This window comes from Pantoea sp. CTOTU46764 (assembly GCF_031974595.1).
GTDB classification, from domain to species: Bacteria; Pseudomonadota; Gammaproteobacteria; order Enterobacterales; family Enterobacteriaceae; genus Pantoea; species Pantoea trifolii.
Genome location: NZ_DALYOQ010000071.1, coordinates 2,864 through 27,029 on the forward strand (window position 1 = coordinate 2,864; position 24,166 = coordinate 27,029).

The following is a 24,166-nucleotide window of genomic DNA, read 5'->3' on the forward strand; positions in this document are numbered from 1 at the left end:
GCCGGAAGTGGATGCCGGTTTGAGCGACGCAGCGCGCGGCCTGCCGGATACCGACTGGCACTTGCCGCTGCTGTATGACTTTGTGCGCGATCTCGGTGCCAGCGTGTTGATTGGTCACTATTCGCGTTTTGTTATCGATCTCAATCGCCCAGCAGATAATCAGCCGCTCTACACCACGGCGACCACCGGCTTGTATCCGGAAACCTTGTTCGACGGCAGCCCAACTTTTGCTGCAGGTAAAACGCCGAGCGCCGAGGTGCGTCAGGGTTATCTGGAAAGCATCTGGCAGCCGTATCACCAGCAGCTGCAACAGGAGCTGGCGCGGCTGAAAGCGCAGTACGGTTATGCGCTGCTGTTTGATGCACACTCGATCGCTTCGGTGATTCCGCGCCTGTTTGAGGGACGTTTGCCGGATCTCAACATCGGGACCAATGATGGCGCCAGCTGTTCAACGGCGGTGATTGAGGCGATTAAGCAAGTTTGCAGCGAGCAGCAAGAATACAGCTGGATCGCGAATGGGCGCTTTAAAGGTGGCTACATTACCCGCGCCTACGGCCAGCCGGAGCAGGGCGTGCAGGCGGTACAGCTGGAGCTGGCGCAGCTCAATTATATGGATGAAACGCCGCCGTTTGCCTGGCAGCAGGATCGCGCTGCACAGCTGCAGAAGGTGCTGAAACCGCTGATGCAGGCGTTTCTTGCAGCGGGTAAACCTCAATAAAACCACCTTCGTAGGGTCGCCATTCATGGCGACCAATTAACGCTGTACGTACATGTAGATGGTCGCCATGAATGGCGACCCTACTGCACCATCGCAATGCATTCTCTGCTACACCACAGTGCAACATTACGTCCATCCCGTGACAATCCCCCTGATTTTGCGGCTTTGCCGATTTGGCATAGCGCTTGCTAGGTTGTATGTACAAGTAAAGACCACGCAGCGATTATCAATTTTTATACTGGCTGGCTCACAAAAAGCTTATGCCGACAATGATCTGCCGCACGCTAACTTGTATATACATGAAAGGTCATCTGCAAATATTGCACAAGCAGAGACTGACAAACTCGATTAATAGCCAGGAGAAGCCGCATGACGCACCGTGTTCAGATTCGCCGTTTTTGCCTCACGACCCTGTTTGCCAGCCTGATGATGAGCGGCATTGCCGTACAGGCGAAAGAGTGGAAATCGATCACCATCGCTACCGAAGGCAGCTATGAACCCTGGAACCTGACGCTGCCGGGCGGCAAGTTAGGCGGCTTTGAACCGGAACTGATGGAAGACCTGTGCAAGCGCATGGGCATTCAGTGCAAGCTGGTGGTGCAGAACTGGGACGGCATGATCGCCGGCCTCAACGCCGGTAAATATGACGTGATCATGGATGCGATTGTCATCACGCCGGATCGTAAAAAAGTGGTCAACTTCACCACGCCATACGCCTCAACGCCGGCCACTTTCATCACCACCAAAGATAGCCCGCTGCTGCCAGCCGATCACAACATCATCAAGCTGCATGACGATGAGAAAGAGATCAACGCGGCGATTGCCCCGCTGAAAGCGGCGCTGAAGGGTAAAACCATTGGGATCGCCTCCGGCACGGTTTACACGCCATTTATCGATAAGTACTTCAAAGGCGATGCCGACGTACGCGAATACACCTCGTCGGCGGACGCGATGCTCGATCTGCAATCTGGCCGTATCGATGCGGTGTTCGATGACGTGACCTTTGCGCAATCAATGTTGGCGCGCAAAGAGAACAACAATCTGATCTTCAGCGGTCCACAACTCGGCGGCCCAATCTGGGGCGAGGGCGAAGCGATGGGTGTACGCATGGCCGACAACGACCTGAAGGCCAAGCTGGATGAGGCGATTCATACCGCACTGGCTGACGGCACGGTGAAAAAGCTCAGTGAGAAGTGGTTTAAAACTGACGTAACCCCGTAAGTGAGGTGAAAGATGATGAGCCTGCTGAGTTTTGGTGCTGATGGTTGGGGCCGCCTGATCCTGAGTGCCGCCTGCACCACGCTGCTGCTATCGCTGGTGGCGCTGATGATTGGTGCGGTGGTCGGTTCCGGTGTGGCGGCCGCCAAATTATCGCCTCAGCGCTGGCTGCGCTGGTTGGGTGAAAGCTATTCGGTGGTGTTTCGCGGCATCCCGGAACTGCTGGTGATCTACCTGTTCTATTTTGGGGGATCCGGCCTGATTACGCTGGTTGGGCAGATGTTCGGCGCGGATGGCTTTATCGAAGCGCCGCCGTTCCTGATTGGTGCGCTGGCTATCGGGCTCATCTCTGGTTCGTATCAGGGTGAAGTGTATCGCGCGGCACGCCTGGCGCTGTCGAAAGGCGAGGTGGAAGCTGCGGTGGCGATTGGTATGCCGCGCTGGCGTATCGCGCAACGCATTCTGCTGCCGCAGGTGGTGCGTTATGCGTTGCCGGGCATGTCGAACGTGTGGCAGATGAGCCTGAAAGATTCGGCGCTGGTGTCGGTCACCGGCATTGTCGAACTGATGCGCGCCAGCCAGGTTGCGGCCGGATCCACGCGCGATTACTTCACTTTCTATCTGATCGGCGGCGCCTGTTATCTGGTGCTGACGCTGGTGTCTAATCATGCGTTTCGCCGGGCGGAATCGCGTCTTGGTCGTGCGTGGCAAAGTCGCACTGCGGCACAGCATTAAGGAGCAGCAGCATGATCGACTTCGCTTTTCTCTTTGATACCTTTCTCAAGCTGAGCGCCGCGCTGCCGGTGACGCTGGGCCTGTTTATCAGCGCCTTTATTTGCGGCGGCATTCTGGCGATTGGCATTTTGTCCCTGCGCATGAGCCGCTGGCGCGTGCTGAGCGGTTTCGCGCGCGGCTACATTCTGGTGTTTCGCGGCTCGCCGCTGATGATCCAGCTGTTTCTCATCTATTACGGCCTTGGGCAGTTTGGCGTGATCCGCCACAGCTTCGTTTGGCCGTTCCTGCGCGAACCCTTTATCTGCGCGGTGCTGGCGCTGTCACTTTGTACTGCGGCTTATACCGCCGAGATCTTGCGCGGTGCGCTGCTCGCGGTGCCAGCCGGGCAAGTGGAAGCGGGCCTCGCCTGCGGCATGTCGCGCTGGCTGCTGCTGCGCCGCATTATCGCGCCAATCATGCTGCGCTATGCGTTGCCCGCATACTCCACCGAAGCGATTTTGCTGGTGAAATCCACCGCACTCGCCAGCCTCGTCACCGTGTGGGACGTGACCGGCGTGGCGCAGCAGATTATTCAGCGTACCTATCGCACCATGGAAGTGTTTGTCTGTGCGGCGGCGATCTACCTGATTCTCAACTTTATTATCGTCCAGCTGTACGCGCTGTTAGAGCGTCGTCTGACCCCGGCGCATCGTGTCGCAAAAAAGCCGTTGCCCGCCGTTAAACCGCTTGCCGGAGAGTAATATGCATTCCACATCACCCGTTACCTTATCCGCCACCGACATCCATAAATCTTTTGGCGCGATGGAAGTTCTGAAAGGCATTTCGCTGCAGGCGCATCAAGGCGATGTCATCTCGATTCTTGGTGCCAGCGGCTCGGGAAAAAGTACTTTGCTGCGCTGCATCAACCTGCTGGAAACGCCGGACGCCGGTGTAGTGAGCGTTGGCGGTGAAACCATTGAGATGAAACGCCATGCGCGCGGCCATCAGCTGGCAGCCAATCCGAAGCAGATTGAGCGTTTGCGTTCACGCCTCGGCATGGTGTTCCAGAGCTTTAATCTGTGGTCGCACATGACGGTGCTGCAAAACGTCATCGAAGGGCCGCACTATGTGCTGAAGCGCGACAAGAAAAGCTGCATCGCCCAGGCGGAGCAGCTGCTGGATCGCGTCGGCTTACTCAATCGCAAAGATTTCTACCCGGCGCAGCTGTCGGGCGGCCAGCAGCAGCGCGTGGCGATTGCCCGCGCGCTGGCGATGGATCCGGAAGTGATGCTGTTCGATGAACCGACCTCGGCGCTCGATCCGGAGCTGGTGGGCGAAGTGCTAAAAGTGATGCGTAGCCTGGCCGAAGAGGGGCGCACCATGCTGGTGGTGACGCACGAAATGGGCTTTGCGCGTAATGTCTCTAACCGCGTGGTGTTTATGCATCAGGGCACTATTGATTGTCAGGGCGCGCCGGAAGAGATGTTTGGTGCCGAGGGATCGCAGCGCTTCAAGCAGTTTATCTCCAGCCATCACGGCGCGGAGCAGCCAGCATGACTATCGTGTGGGGCGATGGCCCATTAACCTGGCAAGAGTTGGTGCAGGTGGCGCGGCACGACGCGGAACTCAGTTTGAGCGTCAGCGCCTGGCAGCGCATTGCGCAAGGGCGCACTATTGTCGATGAGATTGTCGCCAGCGGCCAGATTGCCTACGGCATTAATACCGGATTGGGCGCGCTGTGCAATATCACGCTGCCGGAAGATCAGCTTAGCCAGCTGTCGCGCAACACATTGTTGAGCCACGCCTGTGGTGTTGGCCCGCTGCTGACGCGTGAACAGGCGCGCGCCATTCTGTGTGCGGCAATTGCCAATTACAGCCACGGTAAATCGGGCGTGTCGGTGGCGCTGGTGCAGCATCTGCTGGCGCTGCTCAATCAGCAGATTACGCCGCAGGTGCCGTCGCAGGGTTCGGTGGGCTATCTCAGCCATATGGCGCATATCGGGCTGGCGCTGATTGGTGTTGGTGACGTCGAGTATCAAAACCAGATTATGCCTGCCGCGCAGGCACTAACGCTGGCGGGATTGCAGCCCTATCGTCCGGGTGCCAAAGAGGGTTTGAGCCTGGTCAACGGCACGCCGTGCATGACCGGCTTATCCTGCCTGGCGCTGGATGATGCGGCGCGTTTACTGGATTGGGCGGATGTCACCGGCGCGATGAGTTTCGAGGCGCTGCGTGGACAGCTGGTGGCTTTTGATGCTGAGGTGATCGCGTTGAAAGCCAGTCCAGGCATGCAATTGAGCGGTCAGCGTTTACGCGATCTGCTGAGTGATAGCCCGCTGCTGGCGACCAGCGTTGGTATTCGTACCCAGGATGCGCTCAGCCTGCGCTCCATACCGCAGGTGCACGGCGCCAGCCGCGATCAGTTCGATCACGCGGCGCGCCAGATTGAGACCGAACTCAATGCCTGCACCGATAATCCGCTGGTGCTCGGCACGCCGGATAACTGGCGCGTGGTGTCTCAGGCTAACCCGCACGGCGAATCGGTGGCGATGGCGGCGGATCTGCTGGCGATTGCCATGGCGGAAGTCGGCAGCATCGCCGAGCGGCGGCTTGATCGTTTAGTCAATCCGCTGGTGAGCGGCTTACCGGCGTTTCTGGTGGCGCAGCCGGGCGTTAACTCCGGCATGATGATTGCGCAGTATGTGGCGGCGTCACTGTGTGCGGAGAATCGTCAGCTGGCGCAGCCGGCGGTGCTGGATAACTATGTGACGTCGGGTTTGCAGGAGGATCATCTCAGCCTCGGTACCGGCGCGGCGCTGAAGCTGCTGAAGCTGGTGGGCAACGTATGGCAGATTCTGGCGATTGAGTATCTGCTGGCGGCGCAGGCGCTGGATTTCCACGGCGAAGATCAGCTGGCGCAAGGGACGGCGCAAGCATTGCGTCGCCTGCGCGCGGTGGTTGCCAACTGGCAGGAAGACCGCTGGCTGGCGCCAGAGATTTCGCGTGCGGTGCAGGTGTTGAAGAGCGGTTTGTAACACGGTCGCCATGAATGGCGACCCTACAAAATCCGGTCGTAGGGCGCCATTCATGGCGACCTGGCCGACGATCAGCGGCGCGCGTCCGGGCGCACCAAATCAAAGCGCAGTTCTTCGCTGATGCCGTAATAGGCCGACGGGCCACCGGCACGCAGGATTGGCTGCGCTTTGGCGGTTTGATAGATCCCTTCTTCCAGCAGTGATTCATCAATATGAATGGCGACCGCTTCGCCCATCACCAGCCAGCTATCAATCGGTTTGCCTTGCGCATCCTGCAGTTGAATCAGCTGCGTCAACTTACACTCAAAGTTCACCGGGCTTTCCGCCACCATGCTGACATTGACGTGTGATGCGGCAAGCGGCGTTAATCCCGCCAGCGCAAACTCATCCTGTTCAGACGGCACCGATGCGGAGCTCTCATTCATCGCCTCGGCCAGCGGACGCGTCGCCAGATTCCAGACAAACTCTTTGGTCTCGGAGATATTCTGCACGCTGTCTTTCCAGCCACTGCTGGCGAAACCGATAATCGGCGGATGATAGTTGAAGCAGTTAAAGAAGCTGTAGGGCGCGAGATTGCGCACGCCGCTGGCGCTTTGTGAGCTGACCCAACCAATTGGGCGAGGGCCGACGATCGCATTCAAAGGGTCGTGCGGCAAACCGTGTCCCGCGCGGGGCTGATAAGAGTAACGCTGACGAGTCATAACCATCCTTATAAGAGAACCTGAGTGTGGTGCACTAATCTCATCTAATACGCTGAATTCGATTAAGCGCATTGTGCGATGCCGCTAGCCAGAGTATCTTACGCCCGCGCTATTTTCCGGAGAAACTATGAACAAGCCAGCCGCCACGTCACCTTTCCATCCGCGTAACCGCCATCAAGGCCGTTATGATTTTGCTGCTTTGACCGCAGCCCATCCGCCGCTGGCGGTGAAAGTGCGTCCCAACGGCTACGGCGAGTTGTCGGTGGATTTCGCCGATCCTGAAGCGGTGATGCTGCTCAATCAGGCGCTGCTGAAGTTGTTCTATAACCTCAACTGGCAGCTACCCGCAGGTTATCTGACGCCGCCGGTGCCGGGCCGTGCAGATTATGTGCACGCGCTGGCCGATCTACTGGCGAGCGACAACGGTGGCGTGGTGCCGCGCGATCTGGATGTGATGGATATCGGCTGCGGCGCGAACTGCATCTATCCGCTGATTGGCAACGCCGAATATGGCTGGCGCTTCACCGGCACCGATATCACTGCCGAAGCGATTACCGTTGCCGGACAGATTGTGGCGAGTAATCCGGGCTTGCAGCGCGCCGTGCGTCTGCGTCGGCAAAAGGATACCTCGGCGATTTTCGCTGGCGTGGTGCATAAGAACGAGCGCTATCACGCGGTGCTGTGCAATCCGCCGTTCCACGCTTCTGCGGAAGAGGCAGCCACCGTGGGTCAGCGTAAAACGCGTAACCTCGGCCTGGGCAAAAACGCGCCGCTCAATTTTGGTGGTCATCATAATGAATTGTGGTGTGACGGTGGCGAGCGCAAGTTCGTCGGCCAGATGATCGCTGAAAGCGTGGCGCACTCCGACCACATTATTTGGTTCACCTCGCTGGTCTCGCGCAAAGAGAATTTACCTGCGCTGCGCGACCAGCTGCGCGATCTTGATGCCTACGAAGTGCGCATCATCGAAATGGCGCAAGGGCAGAAGCAGAGCCGCTTTATTGCCTGGACGTTCCAGCCGCCAGCTACACGCGCCAAGCGGCTGAAACGCTAAGCTTATTGCGCCGGTGGCAACGCCGGTAAGCTGGCAGCGGAGGCAATATCGCTGCCGGTTTGCATCACTTCTACCGTTTGGTGCGGCGCTTTAATGCCGGCCGCATCAAAATGCTTCTTCACCTTATCATCCAGCGCAAAACGTACCGTCCACTGCTTCAGCGGCTGGGTGGTGAATGACACGCGCACGGTAAAGGATTGGTTGGTTAATCCCACCAATCCGGCAAAACTCGGCTCGCCAATCACCATGCCGCGAATCTCCGAGTTCTCCAGCAACTCTTTCACTGCGCTCTGCAGCGTTTGGTTAACACGTTCGGTATCTTCACTGCGAGCGACATCGTAGTTCGCCACAAACGATCCGATGCCGCGCACAAAGTTGGCGAAGGTGGTGATCGATGACCACGGAACAATGTGATACGCGCCGGTATCCTGACGCACGCCCACCGAACGAATCGACATACGCTCCACCGTGCCGGTGATTGGGCCAATGGTGACTAAATCACCGGTGTTCATGCCGTTCTCAAACTGGATAAAGATGCCGGTGATGATGTCCTTCACCAGCGTTTGCGAACCGAACGACACCGCCAAACCGAGCGCACCAGCACCAGCCAACAGCGGCGCGATATTCACACCGACTTCCAACAGCAAAATCATAATGGTGATGGTGCTGATCACCACCGCCAGCGCGTTACGGAACAGTGTCAGCAGCGTGCGGGTGCGTGCGCTTGGCATTGGGCGGCCGTGCGAATCCGAGGCGAGGCGGCTTTCGATTAAACTCGCCAGCAGCGTCCAGCCGATTGCCGACAGCAGCACAATCATCACGATACGAATCAGGATATCCACCATTTTCTGTCCGGTACCGAGAGTGAGCCAGTGCCAGAGATCAAACAGATTCCAGGCGTTGAGCAGCAGCAACAGCGTGGCAAATACCGTGACCACGCGCGCCAGTTTCAGCAGCGCTTTTACCCAATCGTTGACGCGCTTTTGCAGCTCGGGATAGTTGCGGCGCATATCAGGCGACAGCGTGACGGTTTTGCCAATCCAGCGCGTTAGCATGCCGGAAATCAGCGCGGCAATAACCACGATCGCCAGGCTGCGGACCGTGGCGGACATCATAAACTTCAGGCTGTCGCCGGGATTGAAGATCGAGAACAGGAACAGCGCGATAAAGTAGGCGCTGGCCAGCCAATGCCACACCATGCCGAAGGCGCGGATGAACAGCGCAAAGAAGCTCATGCTGCGATCGGCGAGACGCGACAACTCCTGATGAATGTTGCTTTTGTTGCGGAAAATCAGCCACAGAGCCCAGCCGGTCATGATCCCCATGATCAGCATATTGATCAACGCGGCTACCTGAATGTTGACCTGATTGGAGACAATCGGCACCACCACCAGTAAACCGTAACCGATGATGCCGCTCAGCCAGCTCAAACGCGTGTTCCAGTAGCTGGCGCGCGCATCGGTTAAGTGGAAGAAACGCAGCGTGGGGAAGCGCGGGCAGAAAATCAGCCGCAGCACCGCTTTAAAGAATTCAATCAGCGCAAAGGCGTTAAGGAACAAACCTTGCTGATAGGCGATGGTGCGGTTGTTGTTGTGATAGTTGTCGCTGATGATCTGCCCGACAAACAGCGTCAGCGCCAGCAGCACAATATCGAGTACAAAGGCCATTAAGATGGCAGCGGGCAGGTGTAGCCACTTAGTGCCCTCAAGATTTTGATCGCGTCCCCAGCGTCCCATACGTCGCCAGACCGGCCACATCATACGGCGTGTCAGCCAGTAAAACGCAAACACCGAGGCGGCGAGGGCGGCAAAGTATTTCAGCGCGTTGAGGAAGGTTTGTTGGTTAAAGGCTTTGTGCGGCGCATTGGTGATGTTGTCATGCAGTTGGACAAACTGCGCGGCTACCGCACCGCCATATTCACGCATTACGCTGGTGACGCTCTCCAGCACCGTGGGATCTTCTTCATTGGCCTGCGGCGGTACCAGCACCGGCGGTTCGCTGGTGGATTGACTGTTTGCGGCCTGACGTAACTGATCGATCAGCTCCTGGCGCGAAGCGTTGTTATCCAGAATATTTGCCAGCGCGGCGTAAGCGGCTTTTTTCTCGTCTAAGCTGGGTTCGCTTTCGGTTGTGCTATTCGTTGCCGGGGTTTGTGACTGCTGAGCTGCAACGACTGCCTGCGGCAGGTTAACCGCCTGCGCCGGGGCAATGAGAAACAGGGTGAACAAACTGAAGAGTAACCACACGGCTAAACGCCATGGTGGGCTGGCAGACGACATCGCTTTTCTCCTTTAGCTTCGCGCAGCGGCACAAGAGAGAAGTATAGTCAGTGATGGAAGGTTAGGATTCTTAAGGGAAAATTACGTGGGCAAGGTGGGATAGTAAAAAGGTCGCCATGAATGGCGACCCTACGGGTTAGGAGACGTGCTGCAGGAATTCGCGCAGACGATCGCTTGGCGGGTTGGTGATCAAATCGTCCGGGTTGCCATCTTCTGCAATGGTGCCTTTATCGATAAAGATCAGACGCGAAGCCACTTTCTGAGCGAATCCGACTTCGTGCGTCACGATGACCATCGTCATGCCTTCTTCCGCCAGATCCTGCATCACTTTCAATACTTCGTGACGCAGCTCGGGATCCAGCGCTGAGGTTGGCTCATCAAACAACATCATCTTCGGCTTCACTGCCAGCGCACGGGCAATCGCCACGCGCTGTTGCTGACCGCCAGAAAGCTCAGACGGGAAGTGGTGTGCACGCTCGGCGAGGCCAACTTTACCCAGTAGCTCACGCGCCAGTTTATGCGCTTCCTCTTTCTTCGCACCGCGTACGCGAATCGGGCCAAAGGCGACGTTATCCAGCGCGCTCATCTGTGGGAACAGATGGAATTGCTGGAACACCATGCCTGCTTCCTGACGAATCAGGCGCTCATCCACTTTCGGATCGTTGACCTTCATGCCATCGACAATCAGGTCGCCGGTGGTGATCTCTTCCAGCTTGTTGATGCAGCGCAGTAGCGTGGATTTACCGGAACCAGACGGCCCAATAATCACCACCACTTCGCCTTGATTAATCTTCAGGTTGATGTCGTGCAGAACCTGAGTCTGGCCGAAATTCTTCGAGACGTTTTTAAATTCAATCACAGAATTTTCATCCTTTTCTCAATACGGCGCAGCACAAAGCTCAACACCAACGTAATAACCAAATAGATAATGGCAACGGCGCTCCAGATCTCCAGCGCGCGGAAGTTACCGGCAATGATCTCCTGCCCCTGACGCGTCAGTTCGGCCACGCCAATTACGATAAACAGCGACGTATCTTTGATGCTGACAATCCACTGGTTACCCAGCGGTGGCAGCATACGGCGCAATGCCAGCGGCATGATCACGTAACGCAGGGTTTCGCGGCGCGACAGACCCAGCGCCAGACCCGCTTCACGGAAGCCTTTGTTGATCGACAGCACCGCACCGCGCGTGATTTCTGCGATGTAGGCGCCGGAGTTAATCATGATAGTGACCACCGCCGCGCTAAACGGATCGATACGCAGATCCGGAAAAGCCATCGGCAGGGCGAAGTAGATAAACATCACCTGAACTACGATTGGCGTACCGCGAATCAGTTCGATAAACACTAAGGCGATGTTGTTGGTGATCCAGCCGCCGTAGGCGCGGGCAAAACCGGCGACTAAACCGATAATTAAACCGCCGACCAGGCCGAGGACCGAGATCAGCAGGGTCATTTTGGCACCGTCGATTAAAATCGGCAGGGCAGGCCAAATGACGCTCCAGTCAAACTCCATGGTGTGACTCCAAAATCTGTTGCGTGGAAATGTAAAAAAGCAGGGAGTGTTAAGCTCCCTGCTGGAAAAAACGGCTTAAGCCGCAATTATTTTGGTTCAGTACCGAACCATTTTTTATAGATGGTGTTGTAAGTGCCGTTGTCGCGCAGGGTTTTCAGTGCGCCGTTCACTTTTTCACGCAGATCGTCGCTGCCTTTCGGGAACGCGATGCCATACTGCTGCGCTTCAATCGACTCGCCAACCGCTTTGAAGCGGCCTTTACCAGCGGTGTTGATGAAGTACAGGATGTTCGGGGTATCGTGCAGCACAGCGTCAGCACGGTTAGTACCTAACTCCATGTAAGCGTTGTCGATGTTCGGGAACTGACGCAGATCTTTCGATTTGATGTGCGCTTTCGCGTAATCCACCGAACCGGTGCCGCTCTTCACCGCCACCACTTTGCCGTTCAGATCGTCGATGCTCTTCACGTCTTTTTCGTTCTCGCGCACCATCACCAGCAGGCCGCTTTTGTAGTAGCCGTCAGAGAACTCAATGGCTTTTTTACGTTCTTCGGTGATGGTGATACCCGCCAGCGCCAGGTCAATGTTTTTGGTTTGCAGCGCAGGGATGATGCCGCTGAAATCCATTGGCTTGAAGGCGTAATCGAGTTTCAGTTCTTTCGCGATGGCATCCCACAGATCGATATCAAAACCGACGTATTTATCGCCTTGTTTGAACTCGAAGGGAACGAATGCGGTGTCGGTCGCGACGATCAGTTTTTTGTCTGCTGCGGTGGAAGAAAGCGAGAAGGCCAGCGCTAACGCGGCCACGGAGACTTTAATCAATGACTTCATCATTTTTTTCCTTATTACCCCTCAGGCCTGGTGGCCCGATGTACGGCCTATCATATGAAAAAATTATGCCAACTTTTCAATTTGCTCGAAATCAGTAGTTTTAAGCACTTGCTGACACGATTTTGCGCAGAAGAAAAGTTTTGCACCTTATTGGTGCTTCATTTTGGTGCATGGTGCTGTTGTGGTGCAGACACAGTGTGCACCAAGGGCGGGTAGAGCGAAAGAAGGGATTAAGGAATTGTTAACGACGTCAAAAAAAGCACCACAATGTTACAGACGTAAAAAAAGGCGGGATAACCCGCCTTCGTTATAACACTGAAATTTATTCAATATTCGATTCGATAAACCACAGGAATTTATCCAGATCGCGCGATGCCGCAGTGAAGATATCAGCGGTATCTTCATCGCTGACTTCAGTGATAGCTTTACGCGTGTCATTCGCCACAATCGCATAGCGATCGGCCAGCGCTTTCAGGTGATCCTGCACGCTATGAATGTTCAACGGATAGCTTTTCAGTGGTGTTTTATCGTTAACGATCTGAGTGGTACCCAGCGCCACGCCGCCTAACTGAACTACACGTTCAGCGATAGTGTCCTGGTGATCGGTAATGGCGGTACGGAAACCATCCAGCATCTCATGTACGCCAATAAAGTTGGCGCCACGCATGTTCCAGTGCGCCTGCTTGGTGATCAGCGACAGGTCAATAAACTCCACTACCAGACGGTTGAGCACCTCGATGGTCGCTTTTTTATCGCTGTCAGCGACGTCATTACGGGTGTAAATCAGATCAGACGATTTAGTTTTAACCAGTTTTGCGGTACTCATCATTAATGTCCTCTTATTGATGGTTGTCCTAATCAAGCACGGAAATAAGTATAGCAGCAGTTTTTTAACTTGCAGGGTTGATTAAATCAATGACAGGAATAGATAAACCTTAATATTGCTCAGGGATTGTGCATCTTGACGATTATTTCAGTTAAAACAGATGCTTGTGAGGTATGTTAATTATTTATTAAACGTGTTGCAAAATAATAACGGAAAAATCTTAATACCGCGTTAAAAATGATAATGAGAATGCTTCTATATTTAGCCTGCGGCGAAGCAGGCTAACGAGTGAATATTTATTGCGTATGAGTAATATCCACTTCGCTTATTTTTGCGCTTTTTTGTTTCATGGTCAGCGTTGAACCTGCCGAAGCGACAATGATCGCCAGCAGCGCCATCCACTGTTGCAGCGTTAATAGTTCGCCGAGGAATAGCATGCCTGAAAGCGCAGCCATCGCCGGTTCCAGACTCATTAAGGTGCCGAAAATGCGCGCCGGCAGTCGCGTCAGCGCCATCATCTCTAAAGAATAGGGAATGGCGCTGGAGAGCAGGGCGATCAGCAGCGCTAACGGCAACACTTCCCAATGCCAGATGCCCGGCGCGGCGAATGTCAGGCCGAGCGGCACAAAAATCACCGAGGCAATCAGCGAACCCATCGCCACCGTTGCTGGGCCATGTTCCGCCCCCGCCCGCTGACCTGCAAGAATATAGACCGCCCAGCAGGCACCCGCGCCCACCGCTAACAGCGCACCGAGCGGATCGATGTGACTCATCCCTTCACCGATTGGCAACAGGAACCACAAACCCACTACCGCCAGCAACACCCAAAGAAAATCAAGCGGACGACGCGCGCCGATCAACGCAAGGGTCAACGGGCCCAAAAACTCCAATCCTACGGCCACGCCCAGCGGCACGGTGCGAATCGCTAAATAGAAGAGATAGTTCATGCAGCCGAGCGCTAAACCGTACATCAGCAGCGGCTTGCGCTGCTCGCGCGTAAAGCGCAAACGCCAGGGTTTGAAGATGATGCAGAGAATCAGCGTGCCAAGACCAAGACGCAGCGCGGTAATGCCGGGCGCGCCAACGGTGGAAAACAGTGATTTTGCCAGAGAAGCGCCGCCTTGCAGTGAGAGCATGGCAATCAGCAGCACAGCAACAGGGAACAACACTGGGGCCATATTTTTGGTCGTTTGAGGCGCAGACATCCTGTAATCCAGTCCTTTATTTATTAACAGCAGGGTAACAAGCGCTCAGTGTAAAGGAATCTTCAGCAAATAAGGAGACGTGAATCGGGGAATTAAAAAGCGCTAACAGGTCAGAAATTGGCCAGATTTAGTGCCATTTCCGTAAAGAAACGTCAGGTTAGTTTAGGAATTTACTTAAAGGCATTTTTTGTGATCGGAATTTATGTTGCAGGAATATGATGCTTTTTATAAGTAAAATGAATGACATAGGAAACTTCATTAACTTTCTGTTACACCAAACAATCTGTTAGACAACAAAATGCGGGCAGAGTTTCTTGCTGTTTTTTGTTATATTTATAGCGTTGTCAGGAGAGAAGTATATTCACATTTGAGGTGGTTATGAAAAAAATTGCATGTCTTTCAGCATTGGCTTGTGTACTTGCAGTTTCTGCAGGTTCTGCCATGGCACAAAGCACCGTTACCGGTGGTTACGCTCAGAGCGATTATCAAGGCGTTGCTAACAAAGCAAACGGCTTCAACCTGAAATATCGTTACGAAGACGGTTCTAACCCACTGGGTTGGATCGGTTCTTTCACCTATACCGAAAAAGATCGTACTGATGCTGGCGCTTATAACAAAGCTCAATACTACGGCATCACCGGTGGTCCTGCTTACCGTCTGAATGACTGGGCGAGCATCTACGGTGTTGTTGGTGTAGGTTACGGTAAATACCAGCAGAACGACAATTCAGTACGTTCTAAGTCTGATTCAAGCGACTACGGTTTCTCTTACGGTGCGGGCATGCAGTTCAACCCAATCGAGAACATCGCAGTTGACGTAGGTTACGAGCAGAGCCGTATCCGCAACGTCGATGTTGGCACCTGGATTGCTGGCGTAGGTTACAGCTTCTAAGTTCTTGCTTAGACCAGTTGCACATTAAACGGTCCTTCGGGGCCGTTTTTTTATGGGCGCAATATACGGTTTACCGACTACCAGAAACACAAAACCCGCTACGTGAGCGGGTTTTATTGGAAGTCGGGAACGTTAACCGCGCCAGATCAGGTTTGGGCACGGACGTTCAACCAGCTGTTTGCCGGTGAGCTTTTCAATCAGCATCAAACGCAGCGCAAACGGCGAGCGGGTAAACAGGCAAAGCAGCGATTTCAGCTCAAAAGCCGGTTTGCTCTGTTCAGTCTGGAAACATTTGCCACAGTCGAGGCAGTTTTTCATGGTAGTCATGTTCACCTCCCGAGTGAATGACGACAATATCTTTGTAGCCTTTATAAGCTATTCGCTTACATTATCGACAAAGATAGCACTGGCTATACTCTTTAGCCAACACTATTTAGGAAAAATTTGTGCTTATTTGTGCCTGGTTTACAATGAGCGCAGCCAGCCCGCACCGCAGGTAAAGTGCGGCAGATAATAAAGAGGAAGTTAGATGAGTCGTCGTGCAAAAATCGCCACCAACATGCCCCAGGGCCCGCTAAAAGAGATAGAGGAGCATGTCGAAGGATTTCGTCAGGTGCGTGAGGCGCATCGTCGTGAGCTGATCGATGACTATGTAGAATTAATCTCTGATTTGATTCGTGAATTTGGCGAAGCGCGTCAGGTGGATATGGCCGCACGTTTGGGCGTTTCCCAGCCAACCGTGGCGAAAATGCTGAAGCGTTTGGGTACCACCGGTTTAGTCGAGCAAGTGCCGTATCGCGGGGTGTTCCTCACTGCCGAAGGTGAGAAGCTGGCGGAAGCGAGCCGCGTTCGTCATCATATTGTTGAAACCTTCCTGTTGGCGCTGGGTGTTAGCCCGGAAACCGCGCGCCGTGATTCAGAAGGCCTGGAGCATCACGTCAGTGATGAAACCCTGGCCGTGTTCCAGAAATTCTACGAGAGTCGCTAACTACAAGGCCTTCCACCATCATGCCCAATCTGCTTCGTTCCTTAATGCGTGATCGTATTTTGCATTTGTTGTTGCTTTTAGGTGTGATTATGTTGCCGCTGGCGAAATTCCGCTGGTCGCAATTGCCTGCCGCTGTAGACTGGCACACCATCATGACGCTTACCGGCCTATTGATACTGACCAAAGGATTAGAAAACAGCGGCTATTTTGATGTGCTCGGCGCGCGCTTGATCCAACGCTTTCAACATGAACGCACGCTGGCGCTGTTTATGGTGTGCGCCGCCGCGTTGCTCTCTACTTTTCTCACCAACGATGTTGCGCTGTTTATTCTGGTGCCACTGACGCTGACGTTGCGCAAATTCTCGCGCTTGCCGATTTCCCGTCTGATCATTTTCGAAGCGCTGGCGGTGAATGCAGGTTCCTTACTGACGCCGGTCGGTAACCCGCAAAACATTCTGTTGTGGAGTCACGGCACACTCAGCGTACCCGGTTTCATTGCGCAAATGGCGCCGCTGGCGGCATTTTTAATGCTCACGCTGATGGCGCTGACGTGGTGGAGTTTCCCGGCGCGCATAATCCAGAAACATGAACAAACCGAAAGCCAAACATGGTACAAGCCGCTGTTCACGATTAGCGTGCTGCTGTACATCGTGTTTATCGTGGCGCTCGAGCTGAAAATGACCGGCTGGGCGTTGCTGCTGGTGGCGGCCTGTTTCCTGATCATGGCGCGCAGCGTGTTAATCAGCATCGACTGGAGTTTGCTGCTGGTGTTCGTGGCGATGTTTATCGATGTCTTCCTGTTGATGCATCTGCCCTGGCTGCAGCCGCATTTTGCCGCTATTGGTCAGCTCGGCGAGGGCGGACTCTATCTGCTGGCCATAGGCCTGTCGCAATTCATCAGTAACGTGCCCGCCACCATTCTGCTTTTGCAGAAAGTGCCACCGTCCGACGTGCTGGCGTGGGCGGTTAATATCGGTGGATTTGGCTTATTGCCAGGTTCGCTCGCCAACCTGATCGCCTTGCGCATGGCGCAGGATGCGCGCGTTTGGTGGCGTTTCCACTTGTTTTCCATCCCGATGTTAGCCTGGTCGATGTTGGGCGGATGGCTGCTGTTACACCTAATCCGTTAGCGCGACGCCAATGTCGGCTTGTGTAAAGTTGCATTGGCATTTGTCAATTTCCCATCTAAGGTTATGTTGACCGTTTTTGCCCGGTAATCGGGACAACCGCCTACGATGAAAAATTATGGAAAACAAGAATCAACCGTCTGAACGCGATCAGCAGGATCCGCAAAACACCTCGAATACCCATCAAGATAACAATGAACCAGAACGTAAACGTCCCGGAAAGAAGCCACTGATTTTTCTCGCCATTGTGGTGGTGATCATGATCGTGGTGGGATTATGGTTCTGGCTCACCACACGCAATATTGAAAGCACGGATGATGCCTTTACCGAAGGCAACGCGGTGACTATCGCGCCGAAAGCGGCCGGTTACGTGGTCAAGCTGCTGGTGCGCGATAACCAGCGCGTGAAGCAGGGCGATTTGCTGGTGGAGATCGATGCACGCGACAGTGAAGCGCAGCGCGATCAGGCCAAAGCCCAGCTTGGTCTGGCACAGGCGCAGCTGCATCAGGCGCAGGCGCAGTTAGCTTTGTCTCGCGTGCAGTATCCGGCGCAGCGCGATCAGGCACTCGCCGACCAGGCTAAAGCGCAGGCAAATTTACTTAATGCACAGGCTGATTATCGTCGCCAGCGCGGTGTTGATCCGCGTGCCACATCTCAGCGCAATATTGATACTGCCGCCGCGCAGCTGCGTTCGGCTGAAGCGCAACTGCAAAGCGCTAAAGCGCAGGTTGAAGTGGCTTCTCAGGTGAAGCTGCAAATCCGGCAGCAGGAAACCAATGTTGAAGCGCGTGAGCAGCAGGTTGAGCAGGCGCAGGCGCAGCTCAACACCGCCGAATTGAATCTCTCCTATACCCAGGTTCGCGCGCCATACGATGGCTTCGTCACCAAGCGTAACGTGCATCTCGGCACATTGGTGCAGGCCGGCAGCGCGCTGTTCTCGCTGGTTTCGCCTGAAATCTGGATTAATGCCAACTTCAAAGAGTCGCAGCTGGCGCGTATGAAGCCGGGCGACAAAGTGGAAATTAGCGTTGATGCCTGGCCGGATATGAAGCTGGAAGGGCACGTGGATAGCGTGCAGATGGGATCCGGTTCACGCTTCTCCACCTTCCCGGCGGAAAACGCCACCGGCAACTACGTGAAAATCGTGCAGCGCGTGCCGGTGAAAATTGTCATCGATAAAGGGTTAGATCCCAATCATCCGCTGCCGCTGGGCTTGTCGGTTGAGCCGAAGGTTACAGTGGAATGAGTGCGAGCGAAAGCTGGCGTCCGGCCAGCAATCCGTGGCTGGTCGCTATTACGGTGACGCTGGCGGTGTTTATGGAGATCCTCGACACCACCATCGTTAACGTCGCGCTGCCGCACATTGCCGGTTCGCTCTCCTCCAGTTACGACGAATCGACCTGGGTTTTAACCTCTTATCTGGTCGCCAACGGCATCGTATTGCCGATCTCGGCGTTCTTCAGCCGCCTATTTGGCCGCAAGCAATTCTTCCTGATCTGCATCGTGATGTTCACCATCTGTTCCTTCCTGTGCGGTATCGCCACGGAACTGTGGCAGATCATTCTGTTCCGCGTGCTGCAGGGCTTTTTTGGCGGCGGATTGCAGCCGGTGCAACAATCGGTGCTGCTCGATTACTTCAAAGCGGAAGATCGTGGCAAAGCTTTTGGCCTGTCGTCGATTGCGATTATCGTCGCACCGGTAATTGGTCCCACGCTCGGCGGTTGGATCACCGATAACTACAGCTGGCGCTGGGTGTTCTTCATTAATATACCGGTTGGTATTTTGACGGTAATGGCGATTTATCAATTGCTGGAAGATCCACCGTGGGAACGCAAGTGGGATAAAGGCCGCCTGAAAATCGATTACATCGGCATCAGCCTGATCACGCTGGGGCTGGGCTGCTTGCAGGTGTTCCTCGATCGTGGCGAAGATGAAGATTGGTTTGCCTCGCACTTTATTCGCCTGTTCGCCATGCTGGCGGTGATAGGCATTATCGGCGCCATTTATTGGCTGCTGTATGCCCGTAAACCGGTGGTCGATCTCACCGTAATGAAAGACCGCAACTTCTGGGTGGCGGGCTTGCTGATGGCGGGCATGGCGATGATTCTCTATGGCAGCTCAGTGGTGCTTCCCCAGCTGGCGCAGCAGGATCTCGGTTACACCGCAACCTGGTCGGGGCTGGTGCTGTCGCCCGGCGCGATATTGATTGTGCTGACGATACCCATCGTGCTGAAGCTGATGCCGATCGTGCAAACGCGCTACATCATTGCGTTCGGCTTCACCTGCCTTGCCAGCGCGTTCTTTTATTCCACCACGTTAACGCCTAACGTCGATTTCACCACGCTGGTGATGATGCGGAGCGCGCAGTCGATCGGCCTTGGTTTCCTGTTTGTGCCGCTGACCACCATTGCGTTCATCACCGTGCCGCAGCGATTAAACGCCGATGCCTCAGCATTGTTCACCATGTTCCGTAACGTCGCGGGCTCGATCGGCATTTCGCTGTCGACGGCGGGCATTACCGAACGTATGCAGACGCGTTCGGCCAGCATGGTGCACAACATGTCGCCGCTCAATGAGCCTTACAATCTCACGCTGCAACACTGGGCTGATTCGATCCGTAATTTCACCACCGCCGTGGGCGATCCACTGGTGCTGGCGAGCGGGCAGCTCTATCAGGAGATGATCGCTCAGGCGCGTATTCTGGCGTACATCGACGTCTTTATGGGCCTGAGTATTGTGGCGCTGCTATTGATTCCATTCTGTTGGTTGCTTTCGCCAATTAAGAGCGAAGGCGGTGCAGGAGCACATTAAAATGAAAATGATTTCACGATCTCAGCCGTCACTGACGTTGCTGGCGCTATCACTGTTGCTGGCCGGATGCGCGGTAGGACCGGATTATCAGCCGCCGCAGGCGCACACGCCGGGCGGTTACCACGATTTGCCTTCACAGCAAGCATCTAAGCCGCTAGCGGCGGCGACCAATCCGCTGTGGTGGAAAAGCTTTAACGATCCCCAACTTGACAGCCTGATTGAGCGCGCCATTGCCGGCAACTTAACGCTGCAACAATCGGTACTGCGTATTGCCGGTGCGCGCGAGCAGCTGGCGCAGGCGCGCGGTGGCTTATTCCCCTCGCTTAACGGCTCGGCAAAAGTCACGCGCCAGCAGCTGGGTTTAAAAGGCTTGCTGAAATCCAACGGCGTTTATGACCAGGTTGATAGCGATGTCGCCAGCCAGCTCAACGGTTTAGATCATTCCGTTACTCTTTATCAGGGCAGCTTTGACGCCAGCTGGGAACTGGATCTGTGGGGCAAAGTGCGCCGCCAAATGGAAGCCGCAGATGCGCAGCAGCAGGCGGCTATCGAGCAGCGCAACGATGCGTTGGTGTCGCTGGAAGCTGAAGTCGCGCGTGCCTATCTGCAACTGCGCGGTTCGCAGGCGGTGCTGGCGACCTTGCAACAGCAGATCGAGGTGGCGCAGCAAACCTGGGAGCTGACCAAAAGCCAGCAGCAAAATGGCTTAGCGCCCACCACCGATGTGGAAAACGCCCGCGCGCAGTTGGCCTCACTGAATGCGCAGCTGCCGCAATATCAGGCGCAGCAGCAGCAGGCGATGAACGGTTTGGCGGTGCTGTTGGGTAAAACGCCGGGCGCGCTGGATAATGAACTGATGAACATCAAGCCGCTGCCCGATTTGCCGAAATTGGTGCCGGTGGGCATTCCGTCCACGCTGGCGCGGCGACGTCCGGATATTCGTCAAGCTGAAGCCACGCTGCATGCGGAAACCGCGAACATTGGCGTATCGGTTGCTGACCTGTTCCCCAGCTTGTCGCTCACCGGTCAACTGGGTGTACGAAATACCGATGCCAGCTATCTGGATGACTGGAGCAGCCACTTCTTTAGTGTTGGGCCGTCGCTATCGATTCCTATATTTCAAGGCGGCCGTTTAGTTTCCAGCGTAAAACTGGCGCGCGCGCAGCAAGCCAGTGCGGCGCTTGATTATCGGCAAACGGTATTAACCGCGCTGCAGGATGTGGAGAATGCGCTGGTGAGTTATCGCGCCGATCAGCAGCAGGTTATTGCACTGGATGAAACCACCGGCGCACTGCAACGCGCATTTGATTTAGCCAGCGACAGTTATCGTCAGGGTATTTCTACGTTCCTCGATGTATTAGATGCGCAGCGACAACTGGCACAAGCCAAAGCACAGTCGACGCAGGCGCGCATGCAAAGTGCGCTCGATTTAGTGGCGTTATATAAAGCGCTGGGTGGTGGCTGGGAAGCTTATCAAAATGTCAACCTGCCGGACTATTCTGTGTTTGGTCCCGCAACAGAAGTGCATTAATTTCACTTAGTAGCCGGTTAATCGCCGGCTTTTTTATCGGTACGATATGAAAAAAATGAGATACTTCTCTCATCCTCCATCAATATATTACGCCACATTGAAAATAGGTTTTTCGTTACACCATTAATCCTTGCTTACCTTTGTGCTCACTAATGCTGCAACGCGCAATAGCCGCTAAATGATTGTTTATTACCTGAGAATATTGGTCTGAAATCGATTCCAGTTCCGCCATAAGGAACAACTCTGGTTGTTAATTCAGGGTTAATTAAAGCAACCCTTGCCGTTTTAAAACGCAATGTAAGAATTAGGTAAGCAAGTTCAGATTAATCCGGGCAATAAAATTAATTTATTTTTTTATTTGAATTAGGTAATCTTGCCACTACAGTTTATTTAAACCCCTTAAGCAAGGACATTGTGATGAGTGACGCATTTAAAGTTCTGAACAACATTCGCACATTACGTGCGCAGGCTCGTGAACTGCCATTGACCGATCTGGAAGAAATTCTGGAGAAATTAACTGTTGTTGTGACTGAACGTCGTGACGAAGTAAACGCTGAAGAAGCGCAGAACCGCGAAAAAGAAGAGAAGCTGTCTAAATATCGCGAAATGCTGCTGGCTGACGGTATTGATCCGAACGAATTACTGGGTGCTCTGGAAGTTGGTAAAAAGCGCGCTAAGCGTGCACCACGTCCAGCAAAATATTCTTACACCGATGAAAACGGCGAAGTAAAATCATGGACCGGTCAGGGCCGTACCCCAGCTGCGATTAAAAAAGCGCTGGATTCTGGTAAAAGCCTCGATACTTTCCTGATCAAATAATCCGCACAATCCTTGTAAGTGGGAGCCGGGGGCAAATGCCCCCGGCTTTTTTGTTATTTTTATTTCTGTATGAGCAACAACACCTTTAGCCCATAGCAACGTTTGCCTCTGGCGCAGAGGTGGCGTCCGGGTGCCCGCTTCTGGCATAATGCCCGCTGTTTTTTCCTCCACTGCGTAACAAAGGTCAATGCCGTGTTAGTTTCCAGCAATATCACCATGCAGTTCGGCAGTAAGCCGCTGTTCGAAAATATCTCCGTTAAATTTGGCGGCGGTAATCGTTACGGTTTAATCGGTGCGAACGGCAGCGGTAAATCTACCTTTATGAAAATACTGGGCGGCGACCTGGTGCCGACGGGTGGAAATGTTTCCCTCGACCCCAATGAGCGTATCGGTAAGTTACGTCAGGACCAATTCGCCTTTGAGCAATATAGTGTGCTGGACACCGTGATCATGGGCCACAATGAATTGTGGGCTGTGAAGCAAGAGCGTGACCGTATATATGCTTTACCGGAAATGAGCGAAGAGGAAGGCTATAAAGTCGCCGACCTTGAAGTCGAATATGGCGAGATGGACGGTTACAGTTCGGAATCACGTGCCGGTGAATTATTACTGGGCGTTGGCATTCCGGTGGAGCAGCACTACGGTCCGATGAGCGAAATTGCGCCGGGCTGGAAATTGCGTGTGCTTTTAGCGCAGGCATTATTTGCTAATCCGGATATTTTGTTGCTCGATGAACCGACCAACAACCTGGATATCGATACCATTCGTTGGTTGGAGCAAGTGCTCAACGAACGTAACAGCACCATGATCATCATTTCGCATGACCGTCACTTCCTGAATATGGTGTGCACGCATATGGCGGATCTGGATTACGGCGAACTGCGCGTTTATCCGGGTAATTATGACGAATATATGACCGCGGCTACTCAATCACGCGAACGTTTATTATCGGATAACGCCAAGAAGAAAGCGCAAATTGCCGATCTACAATCGTTCGTCAGCCGTTTTAGCGCCAACGCCTCTAAATCTCGTCAGGCGACTTCGCGTGCCAAGCAGATTGATAAAATTAAGCTGGAAGAAGTTAAAGCGTCCAGCCGTCAAAACCCGTTTATCCGTTTTGACCAGGATAAGAAACTGTTCCGTAATGCGCTGGAAGTTGAAGCGCTGACCAAAGGTTTTGATAACGGTCCGCTGTTTAATAAACTCAACCTGATGTTAGAAGTCGGCGAGAAATTGGCGATCCTCGGTGCCAACGGTATCGGTAAAACCACGCTGCTGAAAACGCTTGTCGGTGAACATACGCCGGATAGCGGCACGGTGAAATGGTCTGAGAATGCGCGCATTGGTTATTACGGCCAGGATCACGCGGAAGACTTTGCTGAAGACCTGACGGTATTCGACTGGATGAGCCAGTGGAAGCAGGAAGGCGATGACGAACAAGCGGTGCGCAGTATTCTTGGCCGCCTGCTGTTTGGTCACGACGAGATCAACAAGCCAGCCAAAGTGCTGTCGGGTGGTGAGAAGGGCCGCATGCTGTTTGGCAAACTGATGATGCAGAAGCCCAACATCCTGATCATGGATGAACCGACTAACCACCTTGATATGGAATCGATCGAGTCGCTGAACATGGCGCTGGAGATGTACGAAGGTACCCTGATTTTCGTTTCGCACGACCGTGAATTTGTCAGCTCGCTGGCTACCCGCGTGATGGAGATGAAAGCCGATCGTATTATCGACTTCACCGGTAACTATGAAGATTACCTGCGCAGTCAGGGGATTGTTTAATTGTGAAAAATCAGGTGCGCATCAATGCGCACCTTACATATGTAGGGTCGCCATTTATGGTGTAATGCTCGTCAGTTAAGACTTAATCATGCCGGAACGCATAGCGTTTCGGCTTC

Annotated in this window: 23 protein-coding genes; 15 read left to right on the forward strand and 8 right to left on the reverse strand. The window is 54.1% G+C overall.

Annotation, left to right across the window (positions count from 1 at the left end):
* The 6 genes from hutG to hutH form a co-directional block, all read left to right on the forward strand.
* Positions 1-718, forward strand: a 718-nt coding sequence (gene hutG, locus RTM06_RS18770; RefSeq protein WP_312184215.1) for an N-formylglutamate deformylase, incomplete at its 5' end; no start/stop codon positions are given.
* 369 nt (positions 719-1,087) lie between these two features.
* Positions 1,088-1,939 (forward strand): transporter substrate-binding domain-containing protein, encoded by an 852-nt coding sequence (locus tag RTM06_RS18775; protein ID WP_312184217.1) that lies wholly within the window; start codon positions 1,088-1,090, stop codon positions 1,937-1,939.
* A gap of 12 nt (positions 1,940-1,951) precedes the next feature.
* Complete coding sequence (locus tag RTM06_RS18780) at positions 1,952-2,671, forward strand: ABC transporter permease (protein ID WP_036647922.1); 720 nt, start codon at positions 1,952-1,954, stop codon at positions 2,669-2,671.
* Positions 2,672-2,682: 11 nt separating this feature from the next.
* Positions 2,683-3,411, forward strand: coding sequence for an ABC transporter permease (locus RTM06_RS18785; protein ID WP_256696022.1), 729 nt, complete (start codon positions 2,683-2,685; stop codon positions 3,409-3,411).
* 1 nt (position 3,412) lies between these two features.
* A complete protein-coding gene (locus tag RTM06_RS18790) occupies positions 3,413-4,207 on the forward strand; it encodes an ABC transporter ATP-binding protein (protein ID WP_293795834.1) in 795 nt (264 codons plus the stop codon).
* Complete coding sequence (gene hutH, locus RTM06_RS18795; protein WP_312184220.1) at positions 4,204-5,685, forward strand: histidine ammonia-lyase; 1,482 nt, start codon at positions 4,204-4,206, stop codon at positions 5,683-5,685. The genes RTM06_RS18790 and hutH overlap by 4 nt, the downstream gene beginning before the upstream one ends.
* Positions 5,686-5,756: 71 nt before the next feature.
* Here the strand turns inward: hutH and RTM06_RS18800 are convergent, their stop codons facing one another.
* Entirely contained in the window at positions 5,757-6,386 is a 630-nt protein-coding gene (locus RTM06_RS18800) for a flavin reductase family protein (protein ID WP_179451447.1), read from the reverse strand.
* Between the two features lie 127 nt (positions 6,387-6,513).
* Here RTM06_RS18800 and rlmF point away from each other — a divergent pair, with 127 nt between their 5' ends.
* Positions 6,514-7,440 (forward strand): 23S rRNA (adenine(1618)-N(6))-methyltransferase RlmF, encoded by a 927-nt coding sequence (gene rlmF / locus RTM06_RS18805; protein WP_312184224.1) that lies wholly within the window; start codon positions 6,514-6,516, stop codon positions 7,438-7,440.
* Positions 7,441-7,442: 2 nt separating this feature from the next.
* Here rlmF and ybiO read toward each other — a convergent pair whose 3' ends face one another.
* The 6 genes from ybiO to rhtA all read right to left on the reverse strand — a co-directional run bounded on the left by ybiO (position 7,443) and on the right by rhtA (position 14,098).
* The gene (gene ybiO, locus RTM06_RS18810; RefSeq protein ID WP_312184226.1) at positions 7,443-9,719 is read right to left on the reverse strand and encodes a mechanosensitive channel protein; all 2,277 of its coding nucleotides are present in this window, start codon (positions 9,717-9,719) and stop codon (positions 7,443-7,445) included.
* Positions 9,720-9,855: 136 nt separating this feature from the next.
* Positions 9,856-10,578, reverse strand: a complete 723-nt coding sequence (gene glnQ, locus RTM06_RS18815) for a glutamine ABC transporter ATP-binding protein GlnQ (RefSeq protein WP_061723607.1) — start codon at positions 10,576-10,578, stop codon at positions 9,856-9,858.
* Positions 10,575-11,234, reverse strand: a complete 660-nt coding sequence (gene glnP, locus RTM06_RS18820; RefSeq protein WP_256696029.1) for a glutamine ABC transporter permease GlnP — start codon at positions 11,232-11,234, stop codon at positions 10,575-10,577. Before glnP ends, glnQ begins: the two co-directional genes overlap by 4 nt.
* Before the next feature lie 86 nt (positions 11,235-11,320).
* A complete protein-coding gene (gene glnH, locus RTM06_RS18825) occupies positions 11,321-12,067 on the reverse strand; it encodes a glutamine ABC transporter substrate-binding protein GlnH (RefSeq protein WP_036647919.1) in 747 nt (248 codons plus the stop codon).
* Positions 12,068-12,389: 322 nt separating this feature from the next.
* Positions 12,390-12,893 carry a DNA starvation/stationary phase protection protein Dps gene (gene dps / locus RTM06_RS18830; protein ID WP_036620516.1) on the reverse strand — a complete coding sequence of 168 codons (504 nt, stop codon included), beginning with the start codon at positions 12,891-12,893 and terminating at the stop codon, positions 12,390-12,392.
* Positions 12,894-13,189: 296 nt separating this feature from the next.
* Positions 13,190-14,098 (reverse strand): threonine/homoserine exporter RhtA, encoded by a 909-nt coding sequence (gene rhtA, locus RTM06_RS18835; protein WP_312184229.1) that lies wholly within the window; start codon positions 14,096-14,098, stop codon positions 13,190-13,192.
* 378 nt (positions 14,099-14,476) lie between these two features.
* Between rhtA and ompX the strand changes: the two genes are divergently transcribed.
* Complete coding sequence (gene ompX, locus RTM06_RS18840; protein ID WP_256696031.1) at positions 14,477-14,989, forward strand: outer membrane protein OmpX; 513 nt, start codon at positions 14,477-14,479, stop codon at positions 14,987-14,989.
* 132 nt (positions 14,990-15,121) lie between these two features.
* Here ompX and RTM06_RS18845 read toward each other — a convergent pair whose 3' ends face one another.
* Complete coding sequence (locus RTM06_RS18845) at positions 15,122-15,316, reverse strand: hypothetical protein (protein WP_097094437.1); 195 nt, start codon at positions 15,314-15,316, stop codon at positions 15,122-15,124.
* Between the two features lie 202 nt (positions 15,317-15,518).
* Here RTM06_RS18845 and mntR point away from each other — a divergent pair, with 202 nt between their 5' ends.
* From mntR to RTM06_RS18880, 7 genes are all read left to right on the forward strand, one after another.
* Positions 15,519-15,977 (forward strand): manganese-binding transcriptional regulator MntR, encoded by a 459-nt coding sequence (mntR, locus tag RTM06_RS18850; protein WP_008102536.1) that lies wholly within the window; start codon positions 15,519-15,521, stop codon positions 15,975-15,977.
* Positions 15,978-15,997: 20 nt separating this feature from the next.
* A complete protein-coding gene (locus RTM06_RS18855; protein ID WP_312184232.1) occupies positions 15,998-17,107 on the forward strand; it encodes an SLC13 family permease in 1,110 nt (369 codons plus the stop codon).
* Between the two features lie 115 nt (positions 17,108-17,222).
* Positions 17,223-18,350 (forward strand): HlyD family secretion protein, encoded by a 1,128-nt coding sequence (locus RTM06_RS18860; RefSeq protein ID WP_312184234.1) that lies wholly within the window; start codon positions 17,223-17,225, stop codon positions 18,348-18,350.
* On the forward strand, positions 18,347-19,915 hold the full coding sequence (locus tag RTM06_RS18865; protein WP_154153149.1) for a DHA2 family efflux MFS transporter permease subunit: 1,569 nt from the start codon (positions 18,347-18,349) through the stop codon (positions 19,913-19,915). Before RTM06_RS18860 ends, RTM06_RS18865 begins: the two co-directional genes overlap by 4 nt.
* Before the next feature lies 1 nt (position 19,916).
* A complete protein-coding gene (locus RTM06_RS18870) occupies positions 19,917-21,446 on the forward strand; it encodes an efflux transporter outer membrane subunit (RefSeq protein WP_312184238.1) in 1,530 nt (509 codons plus the stop codon).
* Positions 21,447-21,863: 417 nt separating this feature from the next.
* Positions 21,864-22,265, forward strand: a complete 402-nt coding sequence (locus RTM06_RS18875) for an H-NS family nucleoid-associated regulatory protein (protein ID WP_008102525.1) — start codon at positions 21,864-21,866, stop codon at positions 22,263-22,265.
* A 192-nt stretch (positions 22,266-22,457) separates the two neighbouring features.
* Positions 22,458-24,050, forward strand: a complete 1,593-nt coding sequence (locus RTM06_RS18880) for an ABC-F family ATPase (RefSeq protein WP_008102523.1) — start codon at positions 22,458-22,460, stop codon at positions 24,048-24,050.
* The last annotated feature ends 116 nt before the right edge of the window (positions 24,051-24,166 follow it).